The organism is Pedobacter sp. ASV12, assembly GCF_016429155.1.
Classification (GTDB): domain Bacteria; phylum Bacteroidota; class Bacteroidia; order Sphingobacteriales; family Sphingobacteriaceae; genus Pedobacter.
Map to the genome: position 1 here is coordinate 178,031 of NZ_JAELUC010000001.1, position 15,090 is coordinate 193,120.

Annotated in this window: 13 protein-coding genes; 6 read left to right on the top strand and 7 right to left on the bottom strand. The window is 46.1% G+C overall.

All coding sequences use genetic code 11. The features are described from left to right. Positions 1-75: 75 nt before the first annotated feature. Genes JHD69_RS00765 through JHD69_RS00770 form a run of 3 tightly spaced genes read left to right on the top strand, consistent with a single transcriptional unit; the run spans position 76 to position 4,299 of the window. The gene (locus JHD69_RS00765; RefSeq protein ID WP_199136284.1) at positions 76-2,478 is read left to right on the top strand and encodes a PIG-L family deacetylase; all 2,403 of its coding nucleotides are present in this window, start codon (positions 76-78) and stop codon (positions 2,476-2,478) included. Between the two features lies 1 nt (position 2,479). After that, positions 2,480-2,605: a hypothetical protein gene (locus JHD69_RS21275; protein ID WP_255530357.1), complete on the top strand. Its 126-nt coding sequence runs from the start codon at positions 2,480-2,482 to the stop codon at positions 2,603-2,605. Next, complete coding sequence (locus JHD69_RS00770; RefSeq protein ID WP_199136286.1) at positions 2,602-4,299, top strand: sodium:solute symporter; 1,698 nt, start codon at positions 2,602-2,604, stop codon at positions 4,297-4,299. The genes JHD69_RS21275 and JHD69_RS00770 overlap by 4 nt, the downstream gene beginning before the upstream one ends. 43 nt (positions 4,300-4,342) lie before the next feature. Here the strand turns inward: JHD69_RS00770 and JHD69_RS00775 are convergent, their stop codons facing one another. After that, positions 4,343-5,191, bottom strand: coding sequence for a DUF2911 domain-containing protein (locus tag JHD69_RS00775; protein ID WP_199136288.1), 849 nt, complete (start codon positions 5,189-5,191; stop codon positions 4,343-4,345). 145 nt (positions 5,192-5,336) lie between these two features. Here JHD69_RS00775 and JHD69_RS00780 point away from each other — a divergent pair, with 145 nt between their 5' ends. Continuing rightward, complete coding sequence (locus JHD69_RS00780; RefSeq protein ID WP_199136290.1) at positions 5,337-6,188, top strand: NAD(P)-binding domain-containing protein; 852 nt, start codon at positions 5,337-5,339, stop codon at positions 6,186-6,188. A gap of 80 nt (positions 6,189-6,268) precedes the next feature. On the opposite strand, the gene JHD69_RS00785 is transcribed toward JHD69_RS00780, so the two are convergent. Together JHD69_RS00785 and JHD69_RS00790 are read right to left on the bottom strand one after the other, a co-directional pair. Further along, positions 6,269-7,579, bottom strand: coding sequence for a DUF3887 domain-containing protein (locus JHD69_RS00785; protein WP_199136292.1), 1,311 nt, complete (start codon positions 7,577-7,579; stop codon positions 6,269-6,271). A gap of 155 nt (positions 7,580-7,734) precedes the next feature. Then, complete coding sequence (locus JHD69_RS00790; protein ID WP_199136294.1) at positions 7,735-8,151, bottom strand: OsmC family protein; 417 nt, start codon at positions 8,149-8,151, stop codon at positions 7,735-7,737. Positions 8,152-8,307: 156 nt separating this feature from the next. Between JHD69_RS00790 and JHD69_RS00795 the strand changes: the two genes are divergently transcribed. Together JHD69_RS00795 and JHD69_RS00800 are read left to right on the top strand one after the other, a co-directional pair. Further along, entirely contained in the window at positions 8,308-8,700 is a 393-nt protein-coding gene (locus JHD69_RS00795) for a response regulator transcription factor (RefSeq protein WP_199136296.1), read from the top strand. A gap of 35 nt (positions 8,701-8,735) precedes the next feature. Further along, positions 8,736-9,206: a nuclear transport factor 2 family protein gene (locus tag JHD69_RS00800; protein ID WP_199136298.1), complete on the top strand. Its 471-nt coding sequence runs from the start codon at positions 8,736-8,738 to the stop codon at positions 9,204-9,206. A 576-nt stretch (positions 9,207-9,782) separates the two neighbouring features. On the opposite strand, the gene hisS is transcribed toward JHD69_RS00800, so the two are convergent. The 4 genes from hisS to JHD69_RS00820 all read right to left on the bottom strand — a co-directional run bounded on the left by hisS (position 9,783) and on the right by JHD69_RS00820 (position 14,927). Continuing rightward, positions 9,783-11,165, bottom strand: coding sequence for a histidine--tRNA ligase (gene hisS, locus JHD69_RS00805; RefSeq protein ID WP_199136300.1), 1,383 nt, complete (start codon positions 11,163-11,165; stop codon positions 9,783-9,785). Positions 11,166-11,332: 167 nt separating this feature from the next. Then, the gene (locus JHD69_RS00810) at positions 11,333-13,108 is read right to left on the bottom strand and encodes a DUF885 domain-containing protein (protein ID WP_199136302.1); all 1,776 of its coding nucleotides are present in this window, start codon (positions 13,106-13,108) and stop codon (positions 11,333-11,335) included. 94 nt (positions 13,109-13,202) lie between these two features. Further along, a complete protein-coding gene (locus JHD69_RS00815) occupies positions 13,203-14,366 on the bottom strand; it encodes a DUF418 domain-containing protein (protein WP_199136304.1) in 1,164 nt (387 codons plus the stop codon). Positions 14,367-14,423: 57 nt separating this feature from the next. Beyond that, on the bottom strand, positions 14,424-14,927 hold the full coding sequence (locus JHD69_RS00820) for an endonuclease V (RefSeq protein ID WP_199136306.1): 504 nt from the start codon (positions 14,925-14,927) through the stop codon (positions 14,424-14,426). Positions 14,928-15,090: the final 163 nt, after the last annotated feature.

Consider the following 15,090-nt stretch of genomic DNA (forward strand, 5'->3'; position numbering starts at 1 on the left):
GCTCAATCTCACATCTCGACACTTGCGCCCCACATCTAGAAAATTTCATTAATTTAGACCGACAACCAAACCCTTATGAACCTAAGAGCATCTCTATTTTTACTCTTGGCATGGCCTTTTATGGGCCTAGCACAAATGCACCAGCCCAATGCAGCCGAAATTGCCCTGGGCATCGGCAAATTGAATGTAAAAGGAAGCGTATTGTACATTGCGGCGCATCCCGATGATGAAAACACCCGCCTGTTGGCTTACCTGGCCAAGGAAGTAAAAGTTCGAACCGGCTATTTGTCGCTAACCCGGGGCGACGGCGGACAAAACCTGATTGGCAATGAACAGGCCGAATTGTTGGGCCTCATTAGAACCCAGGAGCTGTTGGCTGCCCGCCGTATTGATGGCGCCGAACAGTTTTTTACCCGCGCCAACGACTTTGGCTTTTCTAAAACGCCCGAAGAAAGCTTCCAGATCTGGGGCAAGGAACAAATCCTGGCCGATGTGGTTTGGACCATCAGAAAATTCAGGCCCGACGTCATCATTACCCGTTTTCCCGAAGATTCGAGGGCCGGGCATGGGCACCATTCGGGTTCAGCTATTTTGGCGCGCGAGGCTTTTAGTGCCGCTGCTGATCCGAATCGCTTTCCAGAGCAGCTTCAATACGTCAAAGTATGGCAAGCTAAGCGTATTCTTTGGAATACCTTTAACTTTGGAAGCACCAATACCACTGCCCCCGACCAGCTTAAAATAGATGTAGGCCTTTTTAACCCGCTGTTGGGCAAAAGCTATGGCGAAATTGCGGCCATTAGTCGCACCAACCACAAAAGCCAGGGCTTCGGCTCTACGTTGCAACGTGGCGAGGCCCTTGAATATTTTAGTCCAACCGCCGGCGAACCTGCCAAAACAGGCCTGTTTGACGGCATTGACATTCAAGTGCAAGACCAGGCCATTTTAGCACTGCTTGCGCAAATCCAGAAAAACTATCAGGTGGATGCGCCTTTTAAATCGCTGCCCGAATTGCTGAAGCTTAAAAAACTAACCCAGGATAAATCTTTTAACCACCAGTTGCTCGACGAATTGATTTTTGCTTGCGCCGGATTGTGGGTTGATGCCAATGCGGCCGAGAACGTTTATGCTGCCGGCGACAGCGTTGCCGTAAATTATACGGCCATTTATCGCGCCAATGCCGCCATACCCATTAAGGTTACGGTGGGCAGCCAATCGCGTCAGCTTGAGCCGAACAAAGCCACCAATCTCGTCTTCAAACTAGCCACAACAAACAACGACCTTACGCAACCTTATTGGCTGGCCGAAAATCATCCGATAGGACAATACCACATCGCTTCGCAGGAGGAGGTGGGTTATCCCGAGAATCCTAAAAAACTTTCGATAAATACGGTAATTGAACTAGGTGGCGAAAAATTCAGTCTCAATACGCCGGTAACTTATAAATCGACCGACCCTATACGTGGAGAGGTTTACCAAAATCTGGTGATTGCTCCGGCTATGACGGCTACGCTGGGCGAAAAAGCCTACATTTTTAATGGCAATACGCCCAAAACCATTACGGTGCAGCTCAAAAGCTTCCGCAGCAATAGTACGGGCAGCATTAAGCCCCAACTGCCGGCTGGCTGGAAAAGCAGTCCGGCAGCGATTAACTTTAAGCTCGACAAAAAGGGCGACGAACAGCTGATCAGTTTTACAATTACGCCAGCCGGCGCCACCACTAGCGGCCAAATCGTAATGGAGGTAAACAACAAGAAGGCCCAAGGGCTTAAAACCATCAGCTACGAACACATTCCAAGCATTACCCTTTTTCCCGAAGCCAGCGCACGCGTAGAAAAAGTAGACCTTAAAATGGTAGGCAAACGCATTGCCTATATTGATGGTGCCGGCGATTTGGTGGCTGATGCCCTGAAACAGATTGGCTACGAGGTAACCCACCTCAGCACTACACAGGTTTTGAACAGCGACCTTTCGGGCTTCGATGCCATTGTAACCGGTGTCCGTCTTTACAATATCAACGACGAGGTTAAAACCTTGCAGCCTAAATTAATGGCCTACGTACAAAATGGTGGCACTTTGGTGGCCCAATACAATGTAAATACCAATTTAAAGCTCAACAATTTAGGACCATATCCGTTTAAGCTGGCCAACAAGCGCGTAACCGACGAAAATGCTGTGGTTAAGTTTATTGCGCCAAACCATCAGGCACTCAACTATCCCAATAAAATTACCGGAAAGGATTTTGAAGGATGGGCGCAGGAAAGAGGCATTTACTTCGCTACCGATATAGACCCTCAATATGCCACCATTTTAAGCATGAACGATCCCGGCGAAAGCGCCAGCGACGGCGCTTTGCTGGTGGCCGATTATGGCAAAGGCAAATTCGTTTACACTTCGCTGGTTTTCTTTAGAGAACTGCCGGCGGGTGTGCCGGGTGCCTATCGCCTGTTTGCCAATTTATTAGCCCCCAAACAGCCTTAGCATGAAAGAAAAACAAAACGACCTGCCTCCTTTTGTTAAAACCTGGAAACAGTTCTATGTGTTGCTGGCAGTTTGGCTGGTGGTGCTTATTGCTTTGTTTTACGCTTTTACCCAGCATTTTAAATGAGCGCGATAGATTGGATGGTATTGCTGGGCACTTTGTTGCTGATTGTGGGTTACGGCGTTTACAAAAGCCGTGGCGCACAGAGTATGCAGGCTTACCTGTTGGGCAACCAAAGCCTGCCTTGGTATACGGTTTGCCTTTCGGTAATGGCTACACAGGCTAGTGCCATTACTTTTCTTTCGGCACCAGGGCTGGCCTACTCATCGGGCATGAGCTTTGTACAGTTTTATTTTGGCTTGCCCCTGGCCATGATTGTGCTCTGTATTACTTTCGTGCCTATTTTTCACCGGCTTAAAGTATACACGGCCTACGAATATCTGGAACAACGTTTCGATCTCAAAACAAGGGCACTCACTGCCTTTCTGTTTTTGGTACAACGGGGTCTGTCCACCGGGATTACCATTTATGCGCCTTCCATCATCTTATCAACCATCTTGAACATCGACACCACTTATACCACATTGTTTATTGGTGGCTTGGTGATTTTTTATACCGTTTACGGGGGTACCAAAGCCGTTTCTTATACCCAGTTGCTACAAATGAGCATTATTTTTTGTGGCTTGTTTGCCGCAGGTATTATGGTGGTGCACCTGTTGCCCAATGGCGTCGGCTTCGGCAAGGCGATTGCCATAGCAGGCAAAATGGGCCGTACCAATGCCATTGATTTCCATTTCGATTGGAACAACCAATACAACGTATGGAGCGGCCTGATTGGAGGCTTCTTTTTGCAGCTCTCTTATTTCGGCACCGATCAAAGCCAGGTGGGGCGTTACCTTACGGGCGCGTCGGTAGGACAAAGCCGCTTAGGCTTGCTGATGAATGGCCTGGTTAAAATCCCGATGCAGTTTTTGATTTTATTGATTGGCATATTGGTTTTCACCTTTTACCAATACCATAAAGCACCCTTATTTTTCAACAGCTACGAACTGAACAAACTGCAGGAAAGCCCTTATAAAGCCGAACTGCAACAAGTCCAATCGGCTTACGACCAAAGTTTCGAAAGCAAGAAATTAGAGGTAGAGAAATTGGACCGTGCATTGGCCAACCACGACCAGCCGACAATCGATCAGCAACGCATAGCCGTAACAAAAGCAGACAACGAGAGTAAGAAAATCCGTGAGGATTTAAAGGAGCTGATGCTGAAGAACGATAAAAAAGCCAGCACAAACGACAACAACTATATCTTTTTGAGTTTTGTAACCCAATATCTGCCCAAGGGATTGATTGGCTTGCTCATTGCCATCATTTTCCTGGCTTCGATGGGTTCTACAGCCAGTGCTTTGAATTCTTTGGCCTCAACCAGTGTGGTCGACATTTACAAAAGGCTCCTCAACAAAAATGCCAACGACCAACAATATGTAAAGGCTTCGCGCTGGGCCACCATTGGCTGGGGCAGCGTCTGCATCCTGATGGCTTTGTATACGAGCAAGATCGGCAACCTGATTGAAGCGGTAAATATTTTGGGCTCGTACATTTACGGCACCATTCTCGGTGTTTTTTTGGTGGCTTTTTACCTGAAAAAAGTAGGCGGAAGGGCTGTCTTTATCGCGGCGATTTTAGCCGAAGCAATGGTTTGTATTTTAGGCTTTAATGAGGTGGTAGCCTATTTATGGCTGAATGTAATTGGCTGCCTGCTGGTCGTGGTAATGGCTTACCTGATCCAAATTGCGATGAAGGAGAAAAGCACAATCGGTTAAACACCTGCGAAGTTTTGAAGCTCCGCAAGTGTTGACTAAAGCATTATTTCGAGGCTTGCGCCAAAAGTTCTGTGTTTAAACGAACATACTCGTCGTTTTTGATTTCGGTGGCAATGGCAATTCCTGCTTTGGCAGTAGCCTGCGCTCCGGCCTTATCGCCCATTTTCAATTGCACCCGACCTTTCCATAGTTTAACCCAAGGCGCTTTCGGATCGGCTTTTTCGGCTTCGTTCATCCAGCTCAATGCGGTGGCCAGGTCTTTGCCATTTTCATAGTAATATTGGGCAGCAGCCATAAAAGGTTTTTTGTCGCCTTTCATCGCTTCGGCAATATTGGCCATTACCTGGGCGTCGATTGCCGTGGTGATGTTAATGGCTATTGCCGTATTTTCCCACATGATGTGCAATTGAGCCGCCGTAGGGGTTACATCGGCAAATTGCATGGTAAAGGTTTCTACCTTGCCTTTGGTGGCCATTGGTTTAACTTTTACGCGCAAAACGTCGTCAGATTGTTTGTAATCGTAGGCACCCCATTGTTTGGCCGTTTTGTTTAGGATAAATGTCCACTCCTTTTTACCTGGGATGGTAAACAAACCATACTCTCCCGCCGGAACATCCTGGCCTTCAATTTTTACCGCGTCGGTAAATTTAATGGTGGTGGCGCTGTTTGCACCGGTACGCCAAACCACGTTGTAAGGTTCTAATGCACCAAAAATCTTGCGTCCTTTGGTATTTGGCCGCGAATAGGTTAAGGTAATCTTGCCCAAGCCAAAGTCTTGCACAATGGTTTGACCGCTGCTGGCCTGAGGCAATTTAATGCCTTGCGCGTTGGCCTGCACATACAGCCCAATGGCCAACACAAGCAGCAATGCCGATTTGATTGTAAATTTCATCTCTTTTTTGTTTTAAGTTTTCTGGATAAAATTAAACATATCCCTACACAAAGCGATGCCTGCCACCCGAATCTTTGTCAGCCAAAAATCAATTCAACACCAGCGGCTATGGCACCGCAAGGCGAATGCCTTACCTTTGGTTATCATGACCAAACTAAAACCATTGGATAGCCGGCAAGAAACCATCAGCATTTTGGGCTGTGGCTGGTATGGCTTGGCTTTGGGCAAAGCCCTGCTTGCCGAAGGCTACCGCGTAAAAGGATCTACCACCAGCGAAAACAAGCTGAAGCTTTTGGAAGAAGCGGGCATTGAGCCCTATCTGGTTAATTTTGGGGAGACGGCCTTGCCCCACAACCAGGCTTTCTTTGCGAGCGATATTTTGTTCATCAGTATTCCGCCCAAACGCAATTTGCCCCAACCCGAAGATTACCTTCGCAAGATGAAAGCCATTAAACTGGCCGTCGAAAGATCGCAGGTTCAACAGGTGGTTTTCATTAGCTCGACAGGGATATTCGAGGATGGTAATTTTGTGGTAGACGAAACCGTTAATCCGCAGCCTGATAGCCCTGCGGGAAATGCCTTGCTGGGCGCGGAAAAACTTTTAAAAAACAGCCCGGTTTTTACCACGACCATTATCCGCTTTGGCGGGTTATTTGGCCCAAACAGAAACCTGGCGAAGCATTTTGCAGGCCGTCAGGCTATCGCCAATGGCCTGGCACCCATCAACCTTATCCATCTGGACGATTGCATTCAAATCAGCCTCGAACTGCTCAAACAAAAAGCATTTGGGCATATTTACCATGGGGTTTCGCCCTTCCATCCAAGTAGGGCCGAATTTTATACCAAAGCCTGTTTGGTTAATGGCCTGGAAAGCCCCGAATTTCTGCCAGAAAAATCGGCCTGGAAAGAAATCATAAGCATGAACCTGCCCGCTCAATTAAACTACGTTTTTAAGGTTGCCAATTGGGGGCAATGGGTCGCAAAAATGACCGATTAGCCTGGCGTACGGAATGAGATTTAAGACTCGAGATGTGAGATGTGAGATTTAATACGCTTCCATCCAACCCTTACCTAACACTACTTCCCTTTAATCCAAGTGGCGAGATCGGTAACCAGCTGTTCGGATACATTAACCGGAACCTGGTACTGCGACATATCTCCCTTGGCCGTTTGCGGGCTTAGCAAGTGGTTCAATTCGGGATAAAGCTTTAAGCGTACGTTCGGCTTTTTATTCAAAGCGGTATTCCACAAGTTGTAGTCGTTTTGGGTAATCTGAAAATCGTTTCCACCCTGAGCTATAAACATACGCTTGGTTATTTTCTTGGCGGTTTCCACCTGGTTGTAGTTATTCAGGTCTATCCAATAAGATGCCGGCAAGCCCAAAATAAGCGAATCAGGCTTCATTTTATCCAGCTTGGTTATCCTGGTCTGACCTACTGCTTTAAGCACTTCGTCAAGGCTTTTCTTGCTGGCGGCCGTGGTATCTTTGGCTAGCGAAAACATGTAGTTGTTTTGTTCTACAATAACATCGGTTAGCTTTCTCGATGGTGCCGATAGCATGATCAAGCCTTTCAGCTCTGGCAACTGGGCACCTAAACGTGGGGCCAACATGCCACCAAGGCTATGGCCCAGCAGGTAGATGTTCTTCAGGTCGGCACCCTTAACTGTTTTGGCCAATGCAACGGCAGCCAAGGCATCGTCGGTTACTTCTTCTTTTACCGTAAAAGCACCATTAAACTCGCCCGGATAAACCAAAGTACGCTTTACGTAACGCACCGAAGCAATACCTTTGGCGGCCAAACCAAGTGCAATATCTTTCAATGGCTTGTTCGGGCCAACGGTTTCGTCCATATCGCTTGGGCCAGAACCATGTACCAATACCACAATTGGAAAATTAACGGCTTTTTTAGGCACGGTAATCACGGCCGCCAATTGGTGTTTGCCAGAAGTAAGATAAACTTGTTTTTCGTGGTATAAAGTGGTATCGCTGGCGTAAGTTGGCAAAGCGTAAGCCGCTGCTTTTGGCGGCATGAAAATACCTACCAGCTTCTCGGTTTTATCAAACACCAACAAAAACTCTTGTTCGTCTTTTTCAAACTGGCCATCGCAGGTTACGGTATAATAATCGCCCTGCACCTTGCTGCGTATCGGATCAATTGATTTTACGGCACCCAATTTAACCTTAATATTTGCCCAAAGCTCCTTCAGGTTATCGGCTGTAATTTTGGCCTGCTCTGTTTCAGAAAAAAACTGGTGTGCTTCGGTATATTTCGCTGTCTCGAGCAATTCGAAAAACTGACCGGCCTTGCCAAAAAGGCTGATTACATTTTGCGAAAAGGCAACTGTACTGAACAATAAAAACAGCGAGAGGGTAAAGATTTTCTTCATAATGATCTGGTATAGAACCAAAGTTAGCAATATTTGCTTCGCATCCTAATCCGGGCAACCATGTATGGAGTTGTGCCTGACAGAATTTAACATTCTTTAACAAAAAAGCCACTTCCCAATTAGAGAAATGGCCTTTAGGTTTTTAGCCACTTATATTAAAGCAAGGTGGCTTCGATGGTGATGTTGGTGTTCAGCAATTTAGAAATCGGGCAGTTGGCCTTGGCATCGGCAACCAGTTCGTCGAATTTCTCTTGCGACAGGCCATCGGCTTTTACCTTTACCTCTAAATGGATGTTCACGATCTCGCCTTTTTCCGGGTTAAGGTCAACCGTAGCCTTGGTCGTGATTTCGTCGGGCGTAATGTTTTCGGCCGAGATGTTGAAGCTCAGCTTCATGGTAAAGCAGCCTGAATGCGCGGCCGCAACCAATTCTTCGGGGTTGGTTCCTATCCCTTCTTCAAAGCGGCTTTTAAAAGAGTATTGGGTTTGGTTCAAGGTACCACTTTGTGTGGTCAAGGTACCTTTTCCGTCTTTTCCGGTGCCATTCCAAACGGCTGTTGCATTTCTTTTCATATTGATTGTTTTTTTAATAAAGATGATTTCGCACTCAAATGTTTGCTCCTGTCACTGATCTGACAATAAATTTACCATATTTTCTGCAACTATTTATGCTGGAAATATGCAGTACATTAATATCTTTGTTTAATCATCCATATTTCTGATCAAACATTGACAACAAGTAATAAGCGATACAAAAAAGTACTGGTTATAGAGGATAACCACGCCATTTTAGATGTAATTACCCTAATTTTGCAAAGCGAGGCCTATAAAGTGTCGGGCTTGAGCAAAGGTGTCAACATGATGGAGCACATTAATGCTTTTCAGCCCGATATGATGATCTTGGATATCATGCTGCCCGATGCCGATGGCCGCGAGCTCTTGGAACAGTTGCGCACCAACGAAGCAACGGCACACATTCCGGTGTTGATGATTTCGGCTAAATATACCGACAAAACCATTCAGCACGGCGCTTATAAACCCAATGGATTTCTGTCCAAGCCTTTTGATATCGACGAACTCCTCGACAGGATAGAAGGCATATTGGCGGGTAAAACCTATTAGTTTTTTCGCCGGCTCATTTTCCGTAACTTAGGTCAATGAATCATCCCAACCAACAACTGATTGAGCATTTTTATACTTGTTTTAAGCACAAGGATTACAAAGGCATGCAAGCTTGCTATGCCGATAATGCTGTTTTTAGCGATCCCGTATTTCAAAACCTCAATGCCGAACAGGTAAGGGCCATGTGGGAAATGCTGCTGTCGAGAGCGAAGGACTTTAACATCGAATTTAGCGAGGTAAGTGCCGATGATGGCCATGGAAAGGCCCATTGGGATGCATACTACGTTTTTTCTTCCACCGGACGCCACGTGGTAAACCGCATTGAGGCCAGTTTTGAATTAGCCGATGGCAAAATCGTTAAGCATACTGATAAATTCAACTTTTATGTCTGGGCCCGACAGGCACTGGGCTTTAGTGGCTGGCTGTTGGGCTGGACGGGCTATTTGCACCAAAAAGTAAGGGAGCAGGCCATGGACAACCTGAACAGGTTTATGGCGAATAAATAAGGCATAGACGTTTTTCACCACCTAAGACACCTTAGTCCACCCGAGTTGGGTAATCCTTAACTATTCTTAAACGTCTAAGGTGGTAATTTTAGATCCCGTCCATATGAGTTGAACTGTTATGGAAAAGCAAAGGAAGCATTTCATTTGATCGAAAGTCCTGCTTTTTGCTAAAGTTTTTTCGCTTCGTTCAAAACTACCGCTGTCAATCGGGTTTGGAACAGGGCTATCTATGCTACTATGAACGGGCTTTTATGTTATCGCACAATCATTGTCACTTCGCTATGTGGCATGCAAAGCTTTGGAAGAAAAGGCAAACCGAAGCATTGCACTACCTCACACTTTGCTAAAAATAGGCAAGGACGCAGAAGTGCTGTAGTAACACAAGCTAACCAATGACTTTCACACGACTTGACCTTGCACCATCAAAGCGGAGGTTTAGGATTTGCGACAAAGGTTTGAAGCCTTGAATTTTTGGTCACTTTTGTTTCAAGACAAAAGGACTGGCCCCGCCGGCTAGGAGGCGGAAGCAAAGTGTTCGGGATAGATGCCGGGATCGATATCCAGCATGACGCATTCTTAGGTCAGTTTCTCAATAATCGATGCCACATCCAATTGTTGCTGCTCGCCACTTTTCATGTCTTTGAGCGTAAGCAAGCCATTTTGCATTTCCTCGGCACCAATTAAAACCACAAAAGGAATATTTTTCGAATCGGCGTAACCCAATTGTTTTTTGAGCTTGGTGGCAGATGGATAAAGCTCGGTGGCAATGCCGGCGGTTCTCAATTGCTGCAAAACCGGCAAGGCATATAACTCGGCAGCCTCATCAAAATTGCTGATCAACACTTGAGTGCCTTGCGCTGCGGTTTCGGGGAAAAGATTCAGTTCTTCGAGCACATCGTAAATACGGTCGGCACCAAACGAAATCCCTACACCTGTGAGGTCTTTTAAGCCAAACATGCCTGTTAAATCGTCGTAACGGCCACCACCACCAATGCTACCCATAGCTACTTCATTGGTTTTAACTTCGAAGATACAGCCGGTATAGTAATTAAGACCACGTGCGAGCGTGATATCGAGTTCGAGTTGGGTTGTGGGTTGCGGGTTGTGGGTTGCGAGCTTGCTCACATAGTTGAAAACGGTTTCAATTTCTTCAATGCCTTTTAAGCCGATAGCCGAATTGGCCAATACCTTTTTCAGGCTCTCTATCTTCTCCACGTTCGAACCATCTAATAAAATCACCGGCTTCAATTGCTCGATATCGGATTCGGTAAAGCCACGCTCCAACAATTCTTTGCTCACGCCATCCAACCCAATCTTATCGAGCTTGTCAATCGCTACGGTCATATCGACGATCAGTTCAGGCTTGCCAATCATTTCGGCAATACCCGACAGGATCTTGCGGTTGTTGATTTTGATGCTAAAGTCTTTCAGTCCCAAGTTGCTTAACGCTTCATGGTAGATGAGCACAAACTCGGCCTCGTTCAACAGCGACGGCGAGCCTACTACATCGGCATCGCATTGGTAAAATTCGCGGTAACGCCCTTTTTGGGGCCTGTCGGCACGCCAAACCGGCTGTACCTGAAAACGCTTGAAAGGAAAGGCAATATCGTTTTGGTGCATTACCACATAACGGGCAAAGGGCACGGTCAAATCGTAGCGGAGGGCTTTTTCAGAAATTTTTGAAGTGGCCAGCTGCGAGTTTTTGGTGGCTAGTAACTGTTCGTCTACCTTGCCCAAAAAATCGCCACTGTTTAAGATTTTAAAAATGAGCTTATCACCTTCGTCGCCATACTTACCGGTAAGGGTAGCCAGGTTTTCCATGCTCGGGGTCTGTATTTCGGCATAGCCATATTTTTTGAATACGGTTTTAATGGTATCGAAAATATAGTTGCGTTTCACCATTTCTTGTGGCGAAAAATCCCTGGTTCCTTTGGGTAGGCTTGGCTTGGTAATAGACATGGCGCAAAAGTACGAAAACGGAGTCAATAGTCCATAGCCATTAAGCTTAAAGACTAAAACCCAAAACCGGTTTTCAGTTGACAGTTCGTTGGCAATGACGGCTCAATCAATGAACACTTGCGGAGTCTTAAAGACTTCGCAAGTGTTTCTGAAAACTGCCAACTAAACTACTGCTTTGCAGCCCAGGCATCCATCTTAGCCTCGAAAACGCTCAACGGCAACGAACCGTCTTTAAGCACTTCGGTATGGAAAGCCGATAGCTTGAATTTCGCGCCCAGTTGCTTTTCATATTTGTTTCTCAGTTCCCTGATTTTCATGGCCCCGATTTTATAGCCCAAGGCTTGTGCCGGAATGCCCATGTAGCGTTCTATTTCGGCAGTGGCTCCTTCTTCGCTAATGGCTTCGTTGTCCATCATGTATTGAATGGCCTGCTCACGGGTCATGTTTTTGGTATGGATGGCCACGTCAACCACCAAACGGATGGCGCGGTGCATTTCGTCGCCTAAGGCGCCCATGTGCTGATAAGGGTCTTGGTAGAGCCCCAATTCCTTGCCTAGCGATTCGCAGTACAGCGCCCAGCCTTCTACATAGGCATTATGGAAACCGAATCTGCGGAATTTTGGCAAAGACGTATTTTCTTGGGTAAGCGAAATCTGATAATGATGGCCCGGAATGGCTTCGTGCAAAAACAATGATTCCATGCCCGAAGTGGTATTGAATTTCTTGGCATCCAAAATAGGCACATAAAATATACCCGGACGTTTGCCGTCGGCCGAACCTTGATTGTATTCGGCACTGGCCGAAGCCGCCCTAAAAGCTTCGGTCTGCCTGATTTCGAATGGGGTTTTGGGCTCATGGTCGAACATTTTTTTTAGATTCGGCTTCATGCGCTCGTGAATGTTCTCGAAAGCATCCAATACTTCTTTTGGCGTTTTGTAAGGCATAAATTTGGGATCGGTTTTCATGTATTCGAAAAAGGCCTTCAAATCGCCTTTAAAGCCTACCAAATTCTTGATGCTGTCCATTTGGCCTTTGATCCTGGCTACTTCTTTTAAACCGGTCTGATAAATCTCTTCGGGCGTTTTATTGGTAGTGGTTTGCTGTTTAACCAAGTATTCGTACCAGGCTTTTCCTCCCGGCAAGGCCGAAAGTCCAGAAGTGGTTCTTGCCTTTGGCAGGTATTCGTTTTGCAGGAAATCGCCCAGTTTTTTATAGGTAGGCACAATGACATGGGCAATGGCCTGCTTGTATTCTTCGGTAATTTTCTTTTTGTCGGCTTCGCTAAAATCTTTTGGCATCAGTTTTACAGGCCCGTAAAACAAGCTCTGCTCGGGATTGGCTACAACCATGCTTTGCATCTGTGGAATCATTTTAACCACCAAGGCTTTAGGCAACACGATACCGGCCTGCATGCCTTTTTTGAAGTTGCCAATGGCCGTATCGGCCCATACCGAAAAGGCCGAAACCCTTTTGAGCCAATCGGCATAATCCTTTACCGTTTTAAATGGCTGTGCACCCGTACCCGAACCAAACTGGCCGATGGTTAACGGTAAGGCAAACATCTGGTTAAAAGGCAAATACTCTTGATGGTATTTAAAGCCTTCGATATTCATGTGGAGCTGGTCTTTCAAAAAATCGTAAGACAGCTTGTCGTTATCATTCAGTTTTTCGCGGTCGTAGTGGCCCAGGCTATCCAAAAACCGTTCGTTGAACTTTTTCGATTCGGCAATAAAAGCCTGCGAACCGGTGTTTGGCAACAAATCGTTGTAGCGGTCGTCGCCGGCAAAGGTGGCATCCAAAGGCGACAGTTTGAGGCCCTCTTGGTAATACTGTTCGCAAAGCGCAGCAAAGTTTTTGTTTTCGGCGTTGCCTGACGTTTGGCCCGATGGCTTACAAGCGTGGAGCGCCACAATAGCCACAAGGGCCATAGCTAATCTTTTCATTTGGTGTAGGATTGGTTATTTACAAACTAATTTACCGCTTTCGGTTTACATTATCCAAGTAACGTTGTTGTAGGTGTTTTTCGCCGATATGGCTTTACTTGCTCAACGGCAACCGTTTTCGGTAGCTGAGCTGGCGCCAGATCCATTCAATAGGGCCATAGTTGTAACGAGACAGCCACCAGTGGCTCAGATATACCTGCGCCGTATACACAACAATGGCCAGCAACAGGTAAAACCAAATAGGCTTTGAGTTAAATATGCCCAGGCCGAAACCAGAAAAAACAAGCATTCCAATGAGGTTCTGCACCATGTAATTGGTCAAGGTCATTTTGCCCATGATGGCCAGGCTGGCGAAAAAGCGCTTGCACTTGCCTGCCACATACAGCCAGCAAATAGCCGAGGCAATAAACAGCATGGTACTGAGAATTACCCAGTAGGCCAGGTTATAATGTTTGCCAATGGCATTCCATTTCAAGTGCTCGTCAACAATAAAAAAAGCTGTGAGCAATAAAGCTGTCCCCAACGAAATCCAGAAGGTCCTTTTGATATATTTTATCTTGCTGGGCAACTGGTCGAAAAAATTGATGCGATAGAGGCTAAAGCCCCATAGGAAACAGCAAAACATCACCACGTGTACCGTGTACAGGTAGGGTTTGCTGATCATCTGCGCCAGATAAGTGCCCTTTAGTCCAAAATAAAGCACATCGAGCAGGTTATGGCTTTGGTAGAGCGGAAGTATGGCCGTCATCTGCTTCCAGCCACTATCGCCCAGCGAATGGATAAAGGAACTTAAGGCGGGAATAAGCAACAATAAAATGATGCTTACGGTGAAACTGGTTTTGGCCGAACTCCGGTAAAACAGCAAAAGCAACAAACCCAAGAGCGCATAATCCTTTAAAATATCGCCAAAAAAGACGGCACTATTGATCAGGGCCAATACCAGCAACCAAAACATGCGCCCTGCAAAAAAGCCATAAGGATTGTGTCCCTTGTTGCTTACATTGTTCATTAAAACCGCAAAGCCATAGCCAAAAAGCATGCTGAGCAGGGTCCATGATTTGGCGGCGAACAAGAAGCTCGCTGTGTACATGATGATGTTGGTAAACAGATCTGGCTTAAAAGTTTCCCAGTTCCTGCCTATCATAAAGAAATCGTAGTAGTTCATGAGCACTACGCCCAAGAGCGCCCAGCCTCTTAAGATATCAACAATGACAGTGCGCTGGTTAAGCTGGAGGGGTTGGCTAGAAAAGTCTTTCATATCAGTAGATTGGCTTATCTAAAGATAATGTTTTTGTAGGCAATTGTTTAGCCCTTTCTATTTCTCTTTAGTCAACCGATCGAGTGCCTTTAAAACAGTTGGCATTCTATAGGGGCCCGAAAGCTGCCCAATATGATCGGCCGCTCTATCCAGCTCCATCCCGACAGCCGTTATAAAAATTGGCTTTTGGCTTTCACCTCTTAACAAGGCTCGCTTGTTTTTTTGGAGAGTTGCGAAATTAGATTTGGCCACGCCGATAACGGGAATGCTTTTGTGGAGGCTTTCAAACAAATAGGCACCCAGGCCAAACTTGTTTTCATCGTCGAGATAGACAAAGCCATCAACAATAATAGCTTCAACCATTTGACAATCTATTTTTTGGAGCAGGCTTAAAATACAAGGTAATTCTCTTTTGTAAAACGCCCCCGATTCATATTCTTCCACCCCTTCGAGCGTTTCTGCATACACCTCAAATTTTTCGCTGGTAGCCCAATCATCAAAAGCCAAGCACACGGTTTTGCCCTTGTTGCCAAAATAATAAGTATCGAACGCCAGGATCATGTTTTCAAGGGGCCACTCTCCATTTAATCTGTAGGGAGTGCCGTTAAAGATATAAATTTATGCTTGAGCTTATAACCAATCAGGCCAACAAAAAAGGCCACCTTTTCAGGTAGCCCTTTATTATTTGGTTAGTACCCCAAATTTGGCTCGGGGCACTCTACTG

Coding starts and splice junctions, on each gene's coding strand:
- JHD69_RS00775 (WP_199136288.1), bottom strand. CDS start 5,191: ATGAAATTTACAATCAAATCGGCATTGCTGCTTGTGTTGGCCATTGGG.
- JHD69_RS00815 (WP_199136304.1), bottom strand. CDS start 14,366: ATGAAAGACTTTTCTAGCCAACCCCTCCAGCTTAACCAGCGCACTGTC.
- JHD69_RS00770 (WP_199136286.1), top strand. CDS start 2,602: ATGAGCGCGATAGATTGGATGGTATTGCTGGGCACTTTGTTGCTGATT.
- JHD69_RS00780 (WP_199136290.1), top strand. CDS start 5,337: ATGACCAAACTAAAACCATTGGATAGCCGGCAAGAAACCATCAGCATT.
- JHD69_RS00810 (WP_199136302.1), bottom strand. CDS start 13,108: ATGAAAAGATTAGCTATGGCCCTTGTGGCTATTGTGGCGCTCCACGCT.
- JHD69_RS21275 (WP_255530357.1), top strand. CDS start 2,480: ATGAAAGAAAAACAAAACGACCTGCCTCCTTTTGTTAAAACCTGGAAA.
- JHD69_RS00765 (WP_199136284.1), top strand. CDS start 76: ATGAACCTAAGAGCATCTCTATTTTTACTCTTGGCATGGCCTTTTATG.
- JHD69_RS00785 (WP_199136292.1), bottom strand. CDS start 7,579: ATGAAGAAAATCTTTACCCTCTCGCTGTTTTTATTGTTCAGTACAGTT.
- hisS (WP_199136300.1), bottom strand. CDS start 11,165: ATGTCTATTACCAAGCCAAGCCTACCCAAAGGAACCAGGGATTTTTCG.
- JHD69_RS00800 (WP_199136298.1), top strand. CDS start 8,736: ATGAATCATCCCAACCAACAACTGATTGAGCATTTTTATACTTGTTTT.
- JHD69_RS00820 (WP_199136306.1), bottom strand. CDS start 14,927: ATGATCCTGGCGTTCGATACTTATTATTTTGGCAACAAGGGCAAAACC.
- JHD69_RS00790 (WP_199136294.1), bottom strand. CDS start 8,151: ATGAAAAGAAATGCAACAGCCGTTTGGAATGGCACCGGAAAAGACGGA.